Origin of the sequence: Rudanella paleaurantiibacter, assembly GCF_009184635.1 — a bacterium.
GTDB lineage: Bacteria > Bacteroidota > Bacteroidia > Cytophagales > Spirosomataceae > Rudanella > Rudanella paleaurantiibacter.
On sequence record NZ_WELI01000001.1, the window covers coordinates 415,338 to 434,537 of the forward strand.

Annotated in this window: 16 protein-coding genes and 1 pseudogene; 5 read left to right on the forward strand and 12 right to left on the reverse strand. The window is 52.8% G+C overall.

The window, feature by feature from the left end:
• Nucleotides 1-26: 26 nt before the first annotated feature.
• The gene (locus tag F5984_RS01795) at nt 27-1,259 is read right to left on the reverse strand and encodes an ABC transporter permease (RefSeq protein ID WP_152122243.1); all 1,233 of its coding nucleotides are present in this window, start codon (nt 1,257-1,259) and stop codon (nt 27-29) included.
• A gap of 84 nt (nt 1,260-1,343) precedes the next feature.
• Nucleotides 1,344-1,724 carry a 30S ribosome-binding factor RbfA gene (rbfA, locus tag F5984_RS01800; RefSeq protein WP_152122245.1) on the reverse strand — a complete coding sequence of 127 codons (381 nt, stop codon included), beginning with the start codon at nt 1,722-1,724 and terminating at the stop codon, nt 1,344-1,346.
• Nucleotides 1,725-1,869: 145 nt separating this feature from the next.
• Here rbfA and F5984_RS01805 point away from each other — a divergent pair, with 145 nt between their 5' ends.
• The gene (locus F5984_RS01805; RefSeq protein ID WP_152122247.1) at nt 1,870-3,279 is read left to right on the forward strand and encodes a hypothetical protein; all 1,410 of its coding nucleotides are present in this window, start codon (nt 1,870-1,872) and stop codon (nt 3,277-3,279) included.
• 6 nt (nt 3,280-3,285) lie between these two features.
• On the opposite strand, the gene rpiB is transcribed toward F5984_RS01805, so the two are convergent.
• Nucleotides 3,286-3,723: a ribose 5-phosphate isomerase B gene (gene rpiB, locus F5984_RS01810; protein WP_019987810.1), complete on the reverse strand. Its 438-nt coding sequence runs from the start codon at nt 3,721-3,723 to the stop codon at nt 3,286-3,288.
• A gap of 243 nt (nt 3,724-3,966) precedes the next feature.
• Here rpiB and F5984_RS01815 point away from each other — a divergent pair, with 243 nt between their 5' ends.
• Entirely contained in the window at nt 3,967-4,770 is an 804-nt protein-coding gene (locus F5984_RS01815) for an LOG family protein (RefSeq protein WP_019987809.1), read from the forward strand.
• Nucleotides 4,771-4,842: 72 nt separating this feature from the next.
• Here the strand turns inward: F5984_RS01815 and F5984_RS01820 are convergent, their stop codons facing one another.
• From F5984_RS01820 to F5984_RS01840, 6 genes and pseudogenes are all read right to left on the reverse strand, one after another.
• Nucleotides 4,843-5,754, reverse strand: coding sequence for a hypothetical protein (locus tag F5984_RS01820; protein ID WP_019987803.1), 912 nt, complete (start codon nt 5,752-5,754; stop codon nt 4,843-4,845).
• A gap of 85 nt (nt 5,755-5,839) precedes the next feature.
• A complete protein-coding gene (locus F5984_RS01825) occupies nt 5,840-6,115 on the reverse strand; it encodes a helix-turn-helix domain-containing protein (protein WP_317163080.1) in 276 nt (91 codons plus the stop codon).
• A 144-nt stretch (nt 6,116-6,259) separates the two neighbouring features.
• Entirely contained in the window at nt 6,260-7,522 is a 1,263-nt protein-coding gene (locus F5984_RS26715; RefSeq protein WP_246168769.1) for a T9SS type A sorting domain-containing protein, read from the reverse strand.
• Between the two features lie 477 nt (nt 7,523-7,999).
• A pseudogene (locus F5984_RS26995) lies at nt 8,000-8,956 on the reverse strand (sialate O-acetylesterase); the annotation flags it as partial.
• 93 nt (nt 8,957-9,049) lie between these two features.
• On the reverse strand, nt 9,050-9,961 hold the full coding sequence (locus F5984_RS01835; protein WP_152122251.1) for a hypothetical protein: 912 nt from the start codon (nt 9,959-9,961) through the stop codon (nt 9,050-9,052).
• A 252-nt stretch (nt 9,962-10,213) separates the two neighbouring features.
• Nucleotides 10,214-11,218, reverse strand: coding sequence for a helix-hairpin-helix domain-containing protein (locus tag F5984_RS01840; RefSeq protein ID WP_152122253.1), 1,005 nt, complete (start codon nt 11,216-11,218; stop codon nt 10,214-10,216).
• Nucleotides 11,219-11,514: 296 nt separating this feature from the next.
• Here F5984_RS01840 and F5984_RS01845 point away from each other — a divergent pair, with 296 nt between their 5' ends.
• The 3 genes from F5984_RS01845 to F5984_RS01855 all read left to right on the forward strand — a co-directional run bounded on the left by F5984_RS01845 (nt 11,515) and on the right by F5984_RS01855 (nt 15,169).
• Nucleotides 11,515-13,023 (forward strand): glycine--tRNA ligase, encoded by a 1,509-nt coding sequence (locus F5984_RS01845; RefSeq protein WP_152122255.1) that lies wholly within the window; start codon nt 11,515-11,517, stop codon nt 13,021-13,023.
• A gap of 281 nt (nt 13,024-13,304) precedes the next feature.
• Nucleotides 13,305-13,769 carry an SRPBCC family protein gene (locus tag F5984_RS01850; RefSeq protein ID WP_152122257.1) on the forward strand — a complete coding sequence of 155 codons (465 nt, stop codon included), beginning with the start codon at nt 13,305-13,307 and terminating at the stop codon, nt 13,767-13,769.
• Between the two features lie 143 nt (nt 13,770-13,912).
• The gene (locus F5984_RS01855; protein WP_152122259.1) at nt 13,913-15,169 is read left to right on the forward strand and encodes a dicarboxylate/amino acid:cation symporter; all 1,257 of its coding nucleotides are present in this window, start codon (nt 13,913-13,915) and stop codon (nt 15,167-15,169) included.
• A 267-nt stretch (nt 15,170-15,436) separates the two neighbouring features.
• On the opposite strand, the gene F5984_RS01860 is transcribed toward F5984_RS01855, so the two are convergent.
• From F5984_RS01860 to F5984_RS01870, 3 genes are all read right to left on the reverse strand, one after another.
• Entirely contained in the window at nt 15,437-16,507 is a 1,071-nt protein-coding gene (locus F5984_RS01860; RefSeq protein WP_246168770.1) for a helix-turn-helix transcriptional regulator, read from the reverse strand.
• 315 nt (nt 16,508-16,822) lie between these two features.
• Nucleotides 16,823-18,178, reverse strand: a complete 1,356-nt coding sequence (locus tag F5984_RS01865) for an ABC transporter permease (RefSeq protein WP_152122261.1) — start codon at nt 18,176-18,178, stop codon at nt 16,823-16,825.
• Nucleotides 18,179-18,266: 88 nt separating this feature from the next.
• A complete protein-coding gene (locus F5984_RS01870; protein ID WP_152123127.1) occupies nt 18,267-19,178 on the reverse strand; it encodes an ABC transporter ATP-binding protein in 912 nt (303 codons plus the stop codon).
• Nucleotides 19,179-19,200: the final 22 nt, after the last annotated feature.

The following is a 19,200-nucleotide window of genomic DNA, read 5'->3' on the forward strand; positions in this document are numbered from 1 at the left end:
ATTCATTAAGCATTTTGCATTGTTTCCTAATTCGTTGTCTGGCGGATTTTGGCGGCTCGCTGGGCCGGAAACCACGAGGTAAGAGCCGTAATGCCGAGTACAATCAGAGCCGTAATCCAGAGGTCGGTTGTGTCGACCCGGACCGGGTAGGCATCGATGATGGATGAGGTGGTGCCAACCCCCACAAGCCCGTATCGCTCCTGCATCCAGCACAGCCCAACCCCCAACACCAGGCCCGTAACCGCCCCTGAGAGGGAGATGATAGCCCCTTCGGTAAGGAATACCCGCCGAATGAGCCCCGGCGTAGCGCCGAGTGCCAGCAGGGTGCGGATGTCGTTTTTCTTTTCAATAACGAGCATTGAGAGCGAGAAGAAAATATTAACCGACGCAATCAGGATAATAAACGAAAGGGTAAGGCCTACGGTCAGTTTTTCGATGTTGATGGCCCGGTAGAGGTCTACGTTCAGGTCGTCGCGGTCGCGTACCAGTAATTGGTCGCCTGCCAGCGTCTGTACAGCGGCTTTGGCGGCTACCAGATCGGTGCCGGGCTTCAGTTGCAGTTCGATACTCGTCAGTTCATTGGGGCCGTAGCCTACCAGTTCGCGTACCACGGGCAGCGGGGCAATCACAAAATCACCGTACTGCTGGGCATCCACAAAAAACACACCCGAAACCGTCAGGGCCTGCGTCGAAAAGGCATTCTCGTTCAGTAAGTTGAGCGTTCGGCTACCGCTTTGATTCTGCGGGTACAGCAGTTCGAGCGGAGTCAGAATATCCTGCGTTACAATGCTCAGGTCGTTGCGGATGCCTTCGGCCACAATGGCGTAGTTGATACCGTTGGTCTGAAGTCGAAACCGCCCGTCGACGAGGGCTGAGTCGAGCTGCGAACGCTGTAAGTAGTTGTTAGCCACGCCTTTCACCGTCACTACGGTTTGAGCGCCGTTGTACCGGGCGAGGGCATTGTCCTGAATGACGGGCGTAACCAGGTCGGCACCGGGCGTGCGGCCGAGGGCCGTAAGCAGGGTGGGAGGAGCCTCAAATCGTTTGCCCTGCCGGGGAGTAATGGTCAGGTCGGCCTCAACCGAGCGAAACAACGTTCGGTTAAGCTCTTCCATGCCGTTGAATACCGACAGCACCACCACGAGCGCCATTGTACCAACGCCCACCCCGATAATAGAAAGTATGGAGAGCCAGCCAATAAAGCCGCGTTTTTTGCGCGTAAAGAAGTACCGGCGGGCAATAAAAAAGGGCAGATTCATAGGTGAACGAGTAAAAGAGTGAATGAGCGAAAGGGAGAAACAGTTACTCAGCACCACTCTTTCGCTCATTCACTCGTTCACGCATTAATTGTCTTCATCATCTTCTTCGGGCGCGGGCGGAATATCAAGGCCCGCAAAGAGCTTGTCCATTTTTTCGGCATACTCGGCCGTATCGTCCACGAAGAAGTTAAGTTCGGGTACGATGCGGAGCTGATGCCGCACGCGCTCACCCAACGATTGCCGGATGGTGCGGCTTTTCTCCCGAATATCATCGAGAAGCATCTCCTTGTTTTTCGTACCCAGAAAGCTCAGGTACACCCGGGCTACGCTCAGATCGGGCGAAACCCGCACGTTGGTCACCGTAATAAAGGCCCCGTTGAAGGAATGAGGCAGTTCGCGCTGAAAAATCTCACCGAGGTCTTTCTGCAACTGCCGGGCCACCTTTTGTTGTCGTTTCGATTCCATGTTTGTGCAAATATCCGTACCTTTTTTCAGATCGCCGAAATGCGCCGTAACTTCGCATCAGTGAACAGTGAACAGCGAGCCGCCAACAGTGTTTAACGTGGGGCCGTTTTCTGGGTTAGCTGATCGCCCATTATTGCTCGCCAATATGCTGAGTTTTTTCCGAACGTATGCACCGTATCAGTACATCAGCCTGATGGTGCTGCTGCTCATTATCCGAATTCCTTTCCTGGTTTCGCCCCTGCCTTTGCTCATCCCGGAGCTGAACTGGATGCTCGTGGGCGAACAAATGAGTCAGGGTTATTTGCTGTACCGTGACATCTGGGACAGTGTGAGCCCGCTGTCGGCCCTGGTGTACCGGGTGCTGCACGCGTTGTTTGGGCGGTCGCAGGGGGCTTTGCACGCCATGGCAACGGTGGTGTCGGTGTTTCAGATCGTGTACTTCAACTACGTCATGAACAACCGCGATGTGTACCCCGACCGGAATTTCTGGCCGGGCTTGCTCTACGCCCTGTTTCTACACCTTTCGTTCGATTGCCTGACGCTCTCGCCCGTGTTACTCTCAACTTCGTTTTTGTTGCTGGCTTTCGGTACGCTCATCAAGCAACTCGAACGCCAGGGCGTAACCGACGAAGTCTTTGAAGTGGGTATTTACGTGGGTTTGGCGGCCTTGTGTTATCTACCCTCGGCGGTGTTTATTATCTGGGCGTCGGCCTCGCTGCTGCTCTTTACGGGGGCTACCTTCCGGCAGCATTCGCTTACCTTGTTTGGGTTTGCGTTTCCGGTGGCCGTCACGGTCCTTTTTTATTATCTCAACGATAGTCTCGACGATTTTAACCGTAACCTGCTGGCGTCGGTATTTCGGGTGCGGCAATATGCTCTGTCCGACTACCGGGCCTTGATCGTGTCGCTAATTGTGCCACTCGGAATTGGGATTTTGGGCTTTTTCAGCTTGTTCAACTCACCCAACCGGTACGTCAACTTTCAGCAACGGTGCCAGCAAATCATGCTTTTCTGGGCGTTTGCGGCCGTGCTGACCATTGCGCTCATGCCGTTTATTGCGCCTATGGGCTTCCTGATTTTTGTGCCGCCCATGGCGTTCTTCGCCGTGCTGTACTTCATGAACGTCCGCAAGGCGTGGCTGGCCGAACTGACGTTTACCGGCCTAGTTGCCCTGATGCTGGGCATCTTTTATCAGGGGGCACTCGGTATTCTTCCGGGCATTAATGTGGGGCGGCTGGATAAGCTACAGGTGAAGCCTTCGCCTTTGCCCGGCGACATTCGTAACCAGAAACTGCTGGTGATTGGCGAAGATCTGAGTGCGTACTGGCAAAACCGCCCCGCTACCCCGTACCTCAACTGGGACCTGGCCAAGTACGACCTCCGCAACCTCGACAACTACGAGGCTGTGGTGAATGTGTACGCTCATTTCCGCGAAGACCCACCTACGTACATCATCGACCGCGAAAATGTGGTCGAAAAGCTGTTTCAACGTGCCCCGGCTTTGGGGGCCATGTACCGCCCGACGAATACGCCGGGCGTGTATCAGCGTCGATAGCACTAATTACGCACAGGCCATTTTCTGTACCCGGCGTTCGTGACGGCCGCCTTCAAACTCGGTTTCGAGAAACAGCCGAACGCATTCGAGGGCGTCGTCGAGCGAGATAAACCGTTCGGGCAGGCAGAGCACGTTGGCGTTGTTGTGCTGCCGGGTGAGGGCCGCAATTTCGGGTTTCCAGACCAGAGCCGCCCGAACACCCTGATGCTTGTTGGCCGTCATGGAAACGCCCTGCCCACTCCCACAAATCAGAATGCCCCAATCGGCGCGGTGCTCTTCCACGGCCGAGGCTACGGGGTGCGCAAAATCGGCGTAATCGGCCGAATCGGTTGAATACGTACCGAAATCTTCCACGGTGTAGCCACCATCGGTCAGGTGTTGGCGAATCGCTTCTTTGTAGGTGAAACCAGCATGGTCGGCTCCGATGGCAATGCGCAGGCTCATTGACTAAACAGTTTGGTAGGAATTGAACAAATTTTAGGCAAAAATACGTTATTGCATTCCTGCCTTTAGCAAAATGCCCTCCGAAAAAAGGCATTTCGTCGTTGGAAGAGGATAGCTGATGGGCCCCGGCTGCGCTTAAGTCCTGATAAAGAAGCCGGTACGTTCAGGGCAGGGAAACACAACCTTAAAATACATGTTAACGACATGGTGGGCTACTGCTCACCCGCTGCATCAACCAAGCGTATGAACACAGAAACGAAAGAAACGGTACAGCGCTCCGAAGTACAGAGCACGACCCAGATTCAGAAAGATTTACCCAAACGTGACGAACTCCTCCTTACACCCGACGAACAACGGATCAAAGAAGCGTTTCAGGATCGGAACTGGAATGAAATCAAAACGGCCGATTCGTGGGTAATTTTTAAAGTAATGGCCGAGTTTGTCGAAGGGTTCGATAAACTGTCGAAGATTGGCCCCTGCGTTTCGATTTTCGGATCGGCCCGCACCAAGCCCGACAACCCGTACTACAAAATGGCCGAAGAAATTGCCGCCAAACTGGTACGGCATGGCTACGGCGTCATTACGGGCGGTGGCCCCGGTATCATGGAAGCCGGTAACAAAGGGGCTTTCGAGCAGGGCGGAAAATCGGTGGGTTTGAACATCCAGCTGCCTTTTGAGCAACACAGCAATATTTATATCGACGCCGACAAGAGTATCGATTTCGATTTCTTCTTTGTTCGGAAAGTGATGTTTGTCAAGTACGCGCAGGGCTTTATTGTCATGCCGGGTGGTATGGGTACGCTCGACGAACTGTTTGAGGCTATCACCCTGATTCAGACCAAGAAGATTGCCCGCTTCCCGATTGTGCTGGTGGGCCGGACGTACTGGCAGGGCCTTATCGACTGGATTGAGGGCGTAATGCTGGGCGAGGAAAACAACATCAACCCCGAAGACATGAAGCTGATCCGGTTGGTAGATACCCCAACCGAAGCCGTGAAGGTGATTGATGAGTTTTACTCGAAATACCTGCTCAAGCCTAATTTTTAATAGGGCAGAAGGCAGAAAGGAACAGGGAGAAGGGAGCGCTCGTGCAATCCCTTCTCCCTGTTTTTGTAATGCCTAGGGGCAGGCGTATTCGTAATCAATAACCCCCACACCGTAAGAGTCCTCTTCCATTAACCACTGCGGGTTCAACGCCTTACCGTTGGCGATACGCCGTTTGACCAACCCCCGCTTGTCATAGCTATACTGGAAGGTACGCTGGTAAACCGGTCCATCAGCGAAGCTGCTCGATAGCCGCATCTCCCTCACTTCTTTTGTGGGCAGGTTGTGGGAGGTTGCCCCTAAGAACTGGCGAGGTTCGGGCAGGTTGGGCCGGGCAAGGTCATGTTCATACCGAATTAATTGGTAGTCGGTAGGTATCCATTGCCCGTTTTGCTGCACCCAGGTGGCAAAGCGTGTTTGCTCGGTGAGGTTCCCGTTGAGGTATCGATTTAGAATGGCAGGCCGATCCGGGCTGCTGCTCACCATCTGACCTTCTGCATTGTAGACGTACTGCGATTGACCGACGGGGGTATAGTAAGTTAGTAAACCATCTGAGTTGAGCGGTAAAAAGGTTGTATCCTGACGAACTAGTGTCTTCTGGCTATCGTAGCTCTTTATGAGCATGGTAAGCTGACGATCTCCGTAAATGAAGCTGATGACTCGAGAGGAGCCGCTAGGTCCCTTATCGGTCTCCTCTGTGATTCGGCCCTGTTGATCATAGTGATAAGTGGTTATGTATTCCAAGGAAACGCGTACCTGTCGTCCATCATCGAGCGTGACTTGTTCGGGGTCAGCTATTTTTAAATTTAACTTGTAGGCTCCTTGTGTTTTATAAATGGTACGCACAATCTTACAACCTTCGGGGGGCAAGGGGATGGTGGTTGGCTGCTCAATCTGGGGGGGGCGGCAGTAGCTGAGTAACCCGCTCAGAGCAAGCAGATAGAGGGTTATGCCGACAAAAGCCCGACGGGGTGTGGTTCGTTTCATGGCAGGTTTTTTCAGGGTGAATGCGCGCTACAAAGGTGCTCGACGGGCGTGTTCAAAACAATAACCCCTTGGGGTTAATCTGGGGTTAGTCGAGCAGCCGCAACAGCCTGCGGAGGTCTGATTTACCCCGTAACCCTAACTTTCTGAGTACATTTTTGCGGTGACACTTGGCTGTTTCCTCTTTGATGCCAAGAGCCTGGGCAATCTCTTTGTTGGTCATTTCCTGGGCGGCTAACCGTAGCACCCGGTGTTCGCGAAGTGTGATTTTTGACCTGATTTGGTCAGCGGTACTCGTATCGAGGGGGGGGGCGTGGTTTTGTTGGGCATGGGGTGTGTATTGTGTCTGGAATGGTTGCGTTATATACTAATCATCCATCAAATAAACAAGTATGGGTTGCCCGAAATAGGGGCGCAGGGAGAAAGGGGAGAAGGGAAGGCACCTGCCTTCCCTTCTCCCCTTTCTCCCTGCTGCCTAAAATTCCAGATATGGCCCTCGCAACGGCAGTTAGCGTTGGAGGACTACTTTGCTGCTGCTGACGCGGTTGCCCGCCTGTAATCGGACCACATACACCCCGGCAGGCTGACGGCTCAGGTCTACGGACTCCTCCTGCATCCGGCCTGTTCCTGATACGGGTTGGGCCTGTAGCGTCTGACCCGACAGGTTTACTACCGACAGGGTGCCCGCCTGTTTGTCGGTCAGCGTAAAGCGTACCACCACACGGCCCGTTGTTGGATTAGGGCTAATGAGCAGACCCTGCGTAGTTTCGGGTTCGTCGTGGGCCAACGCCAACCGGCCATTACTACAGGTACTGGTAAAGTTTGTACTTACTTCGGGGTTGCCCGCCTGCCGTGCCCACAAGGTGAAGGTGGTTCCGTTGCGTTGCCAGCTCGGAATGGTCAGGGGGTTGGTGCTCCAGTCCTGCAACCCGATGGCCCTGTACTCAACGGGGTTGGCATTAGCCCCGCTCAGGCTCATAGTAACCACGCCGTTGCTGCAATTGAGCTGAACACCCGTGATGGCAAACGAGGTAGGCGGAGGGGGTGGGGGTGTAGTTGTGCCGGTGCCGGCTCCGCCAGCGTTGATACACAGGCGGTCGAAGGTAAAGTTCCCCTGCCCACTACCCTCAATACGGATGGTATTGGTGCCCGCATTGAGAGCCAGGGTTTGGCTCGCTTCGGGGCCGGGCGTCCAGGAGGCCGTTCCGGCGGGGCGCATGGGCTGTACGGCCCCGCCGTTTACGCGCAGGTTGATGCCAGCCTGGGCATCGCCGGAGGCATAGCGTATGGTGAAGGTATAATTGCCTGCCGAAGGAATGTTGGTAAAGGTGTACTCCATAAACTCGCTGCTGTTGCCGAATCCGCCCACAATGGCTCCGTTGGGGGTGCGGTTGCCCCCGCTGTTTTCGTTACCTGCTTTGCATTGGTTGGTGGTGGTAGTAGGGGGCGGAGTGTAGCCTGTATCGTCAACGATGACATAAGGAAAATCTACTGCCTGAGTGAGTATAGGCAGGCCATTGCTATTCTGGAGGACGACTTGATAAGTTCCAGAAGTCTGTACAGCACTTTTGGCAAAAACTTCCGTCTTGCTGGTTCCTGAACCATACCTGGCTACCTCACTTGGAGTGGCAATCGATTGTGTTTGGGCAATAGGCGTATTCAGATCGAAGGAGTATCGGCCTGATACCCACCTATAATCAGCAAAGCCTGAAGGTGCTGTTAATTCGGCGCCATTCTCGCTGATTTCAAGTTCGCGAGGTTCGGTGCCCAAATCTTGTAGGGTGACAGGGAGTAATCGGTTGTTTCGGCAGATGTCTTTTAAGGCAGATGACCAGCGGTCTGCTATAATTTGTGTACCGGCTGAATTAAAATGTACTGGCCAATCCGCACCGAACAGAATCCGATAAGTTGAAAGCAGATCATCTGTATTTGTCATTTGATACAATCCGGGTAGGCCAATAGCAGAAATCAGTTGCCCATCACGCACTATCTGGGATGATACTCCACCGTTGTCTAAGTCACGGCGTGAAGGGTTAGCACCTATGTAAGAAGTCTGGGAGATAACCCAGGGGACTTCTTTACCCGGAACCTCCGTACGGGATTTTTGAATGACAGCTCTCAGTTTAGCTGCATATTCGGCACTATTTCTGACCCACAACTTTTCGTTCGGTTCATTGGCTGCGTTGGTCGGAGGAAGTACTTGATTCCGAAGTCTGTTAAATAGAGGTCTGTCAGCCCATCCATCTTTATACAAGGGGTCTTCTTTTTGGACAAGAGCTTTTGTGTCCGATTCGCCCTGCATCCATAGGACTGCCCGAACACCGTAGGTACTGGTGTACAGGCGTAGCATATTACCGAAAAAACCATAAGGAGACCCTGCAATGAAACGGTCGGCAGTTGGTGATTGAATATTAGTAGGAGTATATTGACCCGATGCAAGAGCATCAGGATTGGTAGAAGTAGCCCATTGGGTAATGGTTGTGCCCCCAAAGGCCGCATTGAAGAAAGCGACCGGAACCCCGCAATCCTGTGCCAGTTGACCACCCACTGAGGCCCAATACCATAAGCTTCGCCCACGTGGCCCAATCTGGGTTGCCTGTTTGGTAGAGGTAAGTTGTTTAACTCGTTTGTAATCGTTCGGATAATCCCGCCAGTCTTGTGGTGGGTCTGCTTCATTGATCACACGCACAGCATCCATACGCCATTGGTCGGTGTTTGGGGGTAGCACAAAAGACCCTGTGTCTCCAAACTCACGGTGCCCGCCTTCGGCGTTTGATTGCCCGGCTATAATAAATACTTCGCCTATCCCTACTTTTAAGGAACTGGTAAAGGTTCCCGGGCCAAACGGAAGCCCCGACACTCTTTGGGCTGTAATTGTGAGCCGATACCAGCCTTTAGGAACGTTTACTTCCTGAGCAAAGGTTGTTCGACGTTGTCGCAAAGGGAACCGAATAGGGGTATCTGCAGTGGGTTGTCCGTTTACCAAATCCAGTTTTTGAAGCTCTCCGATCAGAATATAAACGGTACCTAACAAAAACGACCTGGAATTGAAATCTCCGCGTATGATGATGCGCCCTGAGCCCTGCGCATTTTGCTGATAGACCGCTCCATCAAGAGGTTGGCTAATGGTTAATCGCTGGGCTTTGCCTGGCCTTACTACAAAAGCCAATAAAAAAACTGTAAAGTACAGGAGATGCTTTTTCATGGAAAGATGGTTGTGTTAACGGTAATGACAATACATTCCCAACCCTGGCCTTCAGGGGAAGAGAAATAAAAAATGCGCATGATTTTGTAATGCCTATGGGCAGGCGTATTCGTAATCAATAACCCCCACACCATAAGGGTCCTCTTCCATTAACCACTGCGGGTTCAACGCCTTACCGTTGGCGATACGCCGTTTGACCAACCCCCGCTTGTCGAAGCTGTATCGGAAGGTACGCTGGTAGACCGGCCCGTCGTCAAAGGCACTCGATAGCCACATTTCCCACACTTCTTTTGTAGGCAGGTTGCGGGAGGTTGCCCCTAAGAACTGGCGAGGTTCGGGCAGGTTGGGCCGGGCAAGGTCATGTTCATGCCGAATTAATTGGTAGTCGGTAGGTATCCATTGGCCGTTTTGCTGCACCCAGGTGGCAAAGCGTGTTTGCTCGGTGAGGTTCCCGTTGAGGTATCGATTTAGAATGGCAGGCCGATCCGGGCTGCTGCTCACCATCTGACCTTCTGCATTGTAGACGTAAAGTGATTTTCCATCGGAATTATAAATAGTCCACAAACCAACCTGATTGATAGATATAGTGTCTGTATCGGTAAAAGATAGATTATCTGGTTTGTTATAGCTCTTTATTGATTGAATAAGCTGGCGATCACTATAGGCAAAGTTGATGATATAATAAGAGCCGTCGGGGTTCTGATTGTTCTCCTCAGTGATTCGGCCCTGTTGGTCATAGCTGTAGGTAGTCGTAGTCGCCAAAGAAACTCTCACCTGTCGGCCATCATCGAGCGTGAGCCGCTCGGAGTCAACTTCCTTGCTATTAGCTATAGAAGCGACACGATTCTTGTAAATGGTACGCACAATCTTACAACCTTCGGGCGGCAAGGGGAGGGTCGTTGGCTGCTCTATCTGGGGAGGGCGGCAGTAGCTGAGTAACCCGCTCAGATAGAGCAGATAGAGGGTTATGCGGACAAAAGCCCGACGGGGTGGGGTTCGTTTCATGGCAGGTTGCATCCTGAACGATGCTGGCTACAAAGGTGCTCGGCGGGCGTGTTCAAAACAATAACCCCAAGGGGTTAATCTGGGGTTAATTTGGGGTTGGTCGAGCAGTCGCAACAGCCTGCGGAGGTCTGATTTACCCCGTAACCCTAACGTTCTGAGTACACCCTGACTTCGCCAATAGCACCGGTATTGCGCTTGCGGAGAAACGGAAGGCACGAGCACCCCTTTCTCCCAGCTCCTTCTGCTTTCTCCCTAAAACTCCAGATACGGCCCCAGCTTTTCGAGGAGCCGGGCGTCGAGAATCCGAATGGGCCGTAGCGATTCGAGCGAGGTGAAGGCTCCGTGCTGCTGCCGGTACGCAATGATAATTTCGGATTGCCGACGCGACAGGTAGGGGAGTCGGTCCAGGTCTTCGGCCGACGCGCTGTTGATCCGAATCCGCCGAACTGCCGACTGTACCCGGGCGTACTTCTGCAACTCGCTCAGGGCCACCGAGTCGATGTTGAAAATCTCGGCAAACTGCTCCGGGGAAGCAAAGCCACCGAGCGCATCCCGAAACTTCAGAATCTGACGGGCCCGCCCTGACCCGATTCCTTTCAGTTTCTTGAGGTCGTTGGTATCGGCCGTGTTGATGTCGAACACCTGCGGGGGAGCGGGCTTCTCAAAGCGCGGCCGGGCCGGTTCGTTGGCGGCTACGGCCTCGGTGGGCCGGTTGGGGTTGTTGGGCAGGGTGTTTGGCCCGGTCGGCGCACTGCGTTCGGGCAACTGCACGTAGGGTTCAAGCTGCTCGTAGAGGTCGGGCGGGAAATCGTAAATTTTAAGGAGGTCTTCTTTTCGGCGGAACTGCCCGCCTTTGCGCCGGTACTTGTCGATGCGCTCGGCCATGTATTTGGGTAGCCCCAGTTGTTGCCAGCCCGCAATACTCACCGTGTTGGGGTCGAAGCGGAAGAGTTTGGGCTCATGAAACTGCTCGGCGGTGGTTCGTTCGCGGTCGGGCTTACCGTAGCGGTTTCCGTACCGGCTACGGCGTTCGGCTTCGTCGGCCAATTCCTGGGTGCGCATTATCGAAACCAGACTGTCGAGCTTGCGGGCGTCAGCGGCTGAGGTGTCGCGCTGAGGTTCGGGTATGAGCCATCGGTACAGAAACGGCGTCAGCAAGGCCAGCAAACCAATGAGCAGCACGACTATAAAGCCGTTGGCTTCGCGCTGTGAGAAACCAAAATGATCGCGTATGCGGGCAATAAGGCGTTTGAACATAGCTTAGTTACGGTTCGGTTACTTACGTGCAACTTAGGCTATAATCGGGGTATAGTCAATGGGTAGTGTGTGTTCGGTGACACGACGGTTGTGTGGAGACATAAACCACTGACACCAATCTCCGTTCCGTTGTGGGGTCTTTGACCACTGTCAGGGTTTATCGAAACGAGTGGAGCAGCTTGCTATGACCGTTTAAGCGGAAGGAGGCTGTTTTGGGGCGTCGGATAGGGACAAACTGAAATTAACCGGCTTGTAAAATAGCTGCTTATCGACAATCACTTATTTTTGCGGCCACTATGAATGCAACGACTGCTTCGGCGACCGGCGCTCCGGCGACCTCCCTTCAGGATATTATCGCACATGCGAAAGAATACGGATTCGTTTTCCCCTCTTCCGAAATCTACGACGGCCTTCAGGCGGTGTACGACTACGGGCAGAACGGGGTCGAACTGAAAAACAACCTCAAGACCGTCTGGTGGAAGGCAATGACCCAACTCCACGACGAAGTAGTAGGTATCGACGCGGCCATTTTTATGCACCCACTCACGTGGAAAGCCTCGGGCCACGTTGACTCGTTCAACGACCCGATGATCGACAACCGCGATTCCAAGAAACGCTACCGCGCCGATCAGCTGCTCGAAGGCAAGGCCGAAGCGTATGCCAACGCGGGCGATGAAGCCCGGGCGCAGGCACTGCTCAACGAAATGGGTCGGTTGCTGGGCGAAAACGACCTCGATGGGGTGCGCAACCTGATTATTGCCGAGGGGATCAAGTGCCCTATTTCGGGTACCGACAACTGGACCGAAGTGCGTCAGTTTAACCTGATGTTTTCGACGCAGGTGGGCTCGGTGGCCGAAGATGCCAGCACCATCTACCTCCGCCCCGAAACCGCGCAGGGTATTTTTGTGAACTTCCTGAACGTGCAGAAAACCGGCCGGATGAAGGTTCCGTTTGGTATTGCGCAGATAGGTAAGGCATTCCGCAATGAGATTGTAGCCCGTCAGTTCACGTTCCGGATGCGGGAGTTTGAGCAGATGGAGATGCAGTACTTTGTGCGCCCTGGCACCGAAATGGAGTGGTACAATAGCTGGAAACAAACCCGGTTGGCGTTCCACAAGGCGGTGGGCTTACCGGCCGAAAAACTCAAATACCACGATCACGAAAAGCTGGCGCACTACGCCAACGCGGCCGTGGATATTGAGTACCAATTCCCATTTGGTTTCCGCGAAATTGAGGGTATCCACTCCCGGACTGACTTCGACCTGAAGGCCCATCAGGACCTGAGTAAGAAGAAACAACAGTATTTTGATAACGACATCGACCCCGCCACGGGCAAACCCTACGGTAACTACATCCCGTACGTGGTCGAAACCTCTGTTGGGGCTGACCGCCTGTTCCTGGCGGTGTTCTGCAATGCCTTCACAAAAGAGACTGTCGGAGAAGGAGAGCAACAGAAAGAGCGGACATACCTGAAACTGCATCCGGCGCTCGCACCCGTGAAAGCGGCCGTGTTCCCGCTCGTGCGGAAGGATGGACTGCCCGAAAAAGCGGAGCAGATTGTAAAAGCTCTGCGGTCGGAGTTTCGGGTGATTATGGAAGAGCGCGACGCCATCGGTAAGCGCTACACCCGTCAGGATTTGATCGGAACGCCGTTCTGTATTGCCGTTGATTACCAGACGCTTGAAGACGATACCGTGACCATCCGTCACCGCAACACCATGGAGCAGGAGCGCGTCCCCATTAGCGAACTGAAAGCCAAAATTGGCTATGCCGTTTCGATGGAGCGGATTCTGGAGCAGTTGTAGATTTTAGGAGCTTTAAGCTAAAGAATCTAACAGATTTGTTTAGCGCGGGTGTTTTGTCATCCCGACCGCAGGAGGAATCTTACAGTCAATGAGTTAGAAAGATCCCTCCTGCGGTCGGGATGACAAAAGCGTCTGTTTTAAATACTTTCGTTTAATTCTGCTGCACTTCAAGAAAAGCGATGACATCTCTCCGAACGAGATGTCATCGCTTTTTTTGGAGCTACCTCATGTGGAAAACAATCCAATTTTTAGCCGGTTAAACGGAGGTAGCTTGTCGACTCATGAAATTAGTTCTTACGACCCCTGTACGCCAATCCGTCACCCAGGTTTGGGCCGGTTTCGACCGTCAATTGTTTAACCGGTTAGCCCCCCCGTTTCCGCCCGTCGAGGTCGTGCGTTTTGATGGCTGTCTGAAAGGCGATGTGGTGCATCTGCGGCTCAATTTTATCCTGTTCAAACAGGACTGGATCAGCGACATTATCGACCAGCAAACTGTCCCGAACCAGGGGATGACAGCGCAGCCTGACGAAATTTTCTTTGTCGATCAGGGCACGCGGCTCCCTTTTTTTCTGCGCTACTGGCAACACCGGCACCGGCTCGTGCGCGACCCCAAAACGGGCGGTACCCTGATTATCGACGACATTAACTTCCGCACGCCCTCGCGCCTGACCGATTACCTGTTTTACCCACTGATGTGGCTTCAGTTTGCCTACCGCAAGCCTATTTACCGGCGGGTATTTAAGTAGCACTGGCCTTTGGCTTACCAGTCAAAGGCTAATTTTTCCGAATAACCCCTGCTTACCCTTCGGCTCACCCGCCATAGGCCGGTGCTACAAACCCTCAGAAATTCTGCTATTTTTGCAGATACCCCTTTCGACAGACAAACCGAATGAAACTAAACATTACGACCAAAATCGTCATTGGCTTTGTGCTGGGTGTCGTGATTGGTCAGATACTACACAGTACCACCGATCCCGAAACGGCCAAATCTGTTTCCGACAAATTCCAGTTGCTTAGCCGCATTTTTCTGAAGCTTATTAAGATGATTGTAGGGCCGCTGGTGTTCTCAACGCTGGTGGTAGGTATTGCCAAACTGGGCGACTTTAAGGCCGTAGGTCGCATCGGTATCAAGACCCTCGGCTACTTTTATTTCGCCACTATTTTGTCGCTAATCATCGGTTTGGTGGTTGTTAACGTGACGCGCCCCGGCGAAATCCAAAGCTGGCCGCGCCCGTCGGCCGGTACGGCTACCGGCATTGAAGGCAAGAAGCTAAACAGCCTTGAAGACTTTATCCTGCATATTTTCCCCGACAGTGCGTTCCGGGCCCTGGCCGAGAACGAAATTCTCCAGATTGTGGTCTTCGCCCTGTTTTTTGGGGTTGCGCTGGGTGCCATTGGTGAGAAAGGCAAAGGGCTACTCAAAGCGCTCGACGCTCTGAGCGAGGTGGTATTTAAGATGGTAGGCTACGTGATGCAGATGGCGCCGTTTGCGGTGCTGGGTGCTATGACCGCCGTAGTAGCGGCCAAAGGGCTGGGCATTCTGGTCTCATACGCGTACCTGCTGATCTGCTTCTTCGGTGGGTTGCTGTTCTTTATTTTCGTGGTGCTGTTTGCCATTTGTACGGTGGTAGGCATCCCGTTCTTTAAGCTGATGGCGCAGGTCAAAGACGCCCTGCTGCTGTCGTTCAGTACGGCGAGTTCGGAGGCCTCATTACCGCAGCAGATTAAAGCGCTTGAGAACTTCGGTATCTCGTCGCGGATTATTGGCTTTGTATTGCCGTTGGGATATTCGTTTAACCTCGATGGCTCCATGATGTACATGACCTTTGCTACGGGTTTTCTGGCGCAAGCCTATGGCGTGCCCCTCACGCTCGAACAGCAGGTGCTCATGCTGCTGACCCTGATGGTGACGTCGAAAGGTATTGCGGGGGTTCCACGGGCCTCGCTCGTGGTGATTGCCGGTACCATGGCTATGTTCGACCTGCCGCCCGAAGGGTTGGCCCTTATTCTCGGTATCGATCCTTTCCTCGACATGGGCCGCTCGGCTACGAGCGTAGCGGGCAATGCCGTGGCTACTGCCGTAGTCGCGAAGTGGGAAGGAGAGTATCATCCCGGTCGTGAAGTGCCGGTAGATGAGGAGGTGTAAGGAATTAGCACATCATGCTCCATAACAGAAAACCGGTCGGATTTCCGACCGGTTTTGCTTTTAAAACATACTCAGTTTAGTATGGTAGGTTAGGTAATCCTCAATTGGTTTTGCCGGTCAGTAAGGGGTTCAGTTACGTTGGCCGACATACAGACCAAACCTATTGGATAAGTACTTCATCTCTGCTATCCCAATGGGTAGTATTTCCGCAAAGTTTACAGACTACCCCATCGGGTAGTCTGTATAATTCTACTTGAAGTGATTTGGTTACTTCTTGATATTCACTAAAAACTCTTTTCGGTCTTTAATATCAAGTAATTGGTAAATGTTTTTGATGTGGTATTTGACCGTATTTTCCGAAATAAAGAGTTTGTCAGCAATCTCGCGGTTCGATAATCCCTCTGCCATGTAGTTGAGCACCTCGCGCTGCCGTTCCGACAGGGCGTTGAGGTACGATTGTTCGGTCATGACCGCTTCGGGCTGGGCGGTTTTACTCGCTATAATGTAGTGTTCCAGCTCTGCCTTCATCTGCGTTAGTTCGGTCTCAATGCGAGCCTGTTTGCGTCGGTAGGTGACCAGCCAGAAAAGCAACCCAATACTGGCTAGCAAAAGCCCGATGGCCAACGCCGTCACGAGTTGGCGGTTGGAACGTTCGGTATTTAACTGATCGTCTTTGTCGCGCAGCAGAATGGTCTCTTTCTGGTTGTGCAGAGCCGAAAGCTTTTCCTCCTGAGCGTATAGATTCCGAAGCGAGTCGAGGGTTTGGGTTGTATTGGTGATACCCGTTACATCGTTTCGTTGCCGGTATATATTCAGGAGTTCTTCGTAGGCGTAGAGGTGGTATTTGATGATACCGCACGAATCAGCCTGCGCCGATGATTGACGTAGAGCGGCCCGAAGCTTATCCATCCGGTTGATGGCTGCGTAAAGCTGCATTTTCTTGACCAGAATCATCGGCAGGTCGCAGGGCGACGACGTGCGCAGCCAGCCAAGGGCTCGGTCATAAGCCGCTTCGGCTTCGGTGTATTGCTTGTTCAGAAACAAGAGGTATCCCTGCTGCATCACCAGTTTAGCTTTATTCTCCTGGTCAATATGCCGGAAGTAGGTAGCCTCCAGCCGCTTCATGAGACTATCGGCTTTGGCGTACTCGTGAATATCGAAGTAAACAAACGCTTCCTGACTTTCGATAGTGGCCAGATACTTATCCCTGTTTGTTGTTTGATCGGCAAAGCGCCGGGCTGTTGTCAAAAACCGTAGGGTCGACTGGTAATCGGACACCCGTTTGTACGTGTACGAAAGCCAGAGCGCAGCCTGATACTTCTCATCGGCACTGTACAAATCGCTCTCCAGAACAGGCAGTAGTAAGGCCTGTGACTCGGTATACTTTAATTGATTGTTAAGAGTATATATTTTCTGCTCAAGTTGGCGAAAAGGTACATTTTGTGCCCATGCGGGTGTGAATGTTAATAAAAAGGGTAAAATGAGAAGAAGGTAAGTACGAATACTGTACATAATATAGAGACTAAAGCGCAAACATATGGATTCGTACATAATATCAAAACGGTTCCTGTGAGCTTCGGGGGCTAGTCACATACGAAAAAAAAGAACCTCCCGATTTGCTCAGGAGGTTCTCTGTAGAGAGGTATTAGCCGATCAGGCTTTGTAGAAAATCCACTTCGATAGTTCGGCAAACGTAGGTTTCTTGCCATACATTAGAATACCCACCCGGTAAATGCGGGCGGCTACCCACGCAACCCCGATAAAGCCCCCAATCAGCAGCGCAACCGACAAGGCAATTTCCCAAAGTGGAACGCCAAACGGTACCCGTACCATCATAATGACGGGGGAGGTGAACGGAATCATCGAAAACCAGAAGGCAATGGGACCGTCGGGCTCCCGAATCACAAATTGGGCCATGATAAAGGCCAGAATGAGCGGAATCGTGATCGGGAACATAAACTGTTGCACGTCGGTCTCGTTGTCGACGGCGGCTCCAACGGCCGCAAACAGGGCGCTGTAGAGCAGGTAGCCTCCCACAAAGTAAATCCCGAAGCAAACGAGTAGCATGGTCCAGTCGAGCGTGCTAACGGCGGCTTTGGCCTTACTGAACACGTTGGCTGTTGCGGGGCTTGCCGTGGGTACGGCCGGTGCGTTCGCGTCGGTCACGGTTGTGCCGTTGGCCGCCTGCCCCGGTTGGTTGTACATGCTACTGTTGCCCATTTTGGCCACGGTGTCGGGGCCAAAAGCAGCCGATAGGGCCGACGACAGCCCGAACGTGAGCAGAATCCAGAGCAGAAACTGGGTAAGCCCTACCAGCGCAACCCCGATAATCTTACCCGCCATGAGCTGAAACGGCTTCACCGATGAGATGATAACCTCAACAATCCGGTTGGTTTTTTCTTCCAGTACCCCCCGCATTACCTGCGCGCCGTACAGAAAAATGGTGAAGTAAATAGCAAAGGCAAATAGGTAGCCAAGGGCCGTAGCCGCGCCTGAGCTACTGTCTTTTTCGCCTTCGTCGCTCAGGTTGTACGTATCGGCCGTAACTTTCACCTTCGTGCTTTCCAGTACCTTGCGGTCAATACCGGCCTGCAACAGCTTTTGGTTTTCAATTTCCTGTTCAACGGCGTCTTCAATGCCGTTCTGAACCCCCAAACTCACGTTTTTCTCAGCATACAGCTTCAACGATTTAGGGTTCTCCATAATATCGGCCGGAATGTACACCAGTACGTCGTAGCCGCTTTTGGTAAACTCTTTCTTTGCTTTTTCGAGCGGCAGGTTACCCGCTTCAAACTTCAGTTCGTTGGTCGATTTAAAGACCGAGGCAAACCGCTTGCTGTCGTCAATGACCTGTACTTTTTTGAGGTCGGTGTTGCGCATGGCCAAATACACCGGCAGCAGCCAGATGGCCGACATCAGTATGGGCGTCAGGAGCGTCATCACGATAAATGACTTTTTCTTGACGCGGACCAGATACTCGCGTTGAAGGACTAGGAATATGGTTCTCATGGGAGTGATGATAATGCACAATGATGAATGCGTAGGGTGTACTGGGGTTGGCGCAAATTGTTGCGCATTACGCAGTCATCATTATGCATTATTTTTCGTTTACGGCTTTGATAAAGATGTCGTTCATGCTGGGGATGTTCTCGCCGAAGCTGCGGACGGCTACCCGCTCAAGCAGGGTCCGAATAAGGTCATTGACCGACGCATCGGGCGGAATCCGGATGTCGGCACGGGTGAAGTTATCGTCGGTAGGCTTGCTGCCAACTACCTGAAACGCCGAAGGTAGATCCGTTAGGCTGCCCTGGTATTCAACGTGGTAGGTGTGCGTTTTGAACTGCTCCTTGATCGTGCGCTTGGGGCCATCGAGTACCTTGCGCGAGCGGTTAATGAGGGCAATGTGGTCGCACAACTCCTCGACCGATTCCATGCGGTGGGTCGAGAAAATAATGGTAGCCCCGTTCTTTTTCAGCTCCAGAATCTCATCTTTTATCAGATTGGCGTTGATTGGGTCGAAGCCCGAGAAGGGTTCGTCCAGAATAATCAGGTCGGGCTCGTGCAGAACCGTAGCCACAAACTGAATTTTCTGCTGCATTCCCTTTGAGAGGTCTTCTACATTTTTCTCCCACCAGGTTTTGATATCAAACTTGGTGAACCAGATTTTGAGCTTCTCCATAGCCTGCCGCTCGGTCAGGCCCTTGAGTTGGGCCAGATACAGCAGTTGCTCGCCTACCTTCATTTTTTTGTAGAGCCCGCGCTCTTCGGGCAGGTAGCCAATGCGCCGGATGTGGTCGGGGCGGAGGGGCTCGCCCCCCAGAAACACCTCGCCCGCGTCGGGGGCGGTAATCTGGTTAATGATGCGGATAAGAGAGGTTTTACCCGCCCCGTTCGGTCCCAGCAAACCAAAAATGCTACCGCTGGGTACGGTCAGACTAACATCGTCGAGTGCCCGGTGTTGGGCGTACTGTTTGACAATATTGCGCGTTTCGAGAATAGATTTTGGGATCACAGGCTAAAGTCCGTTTGCC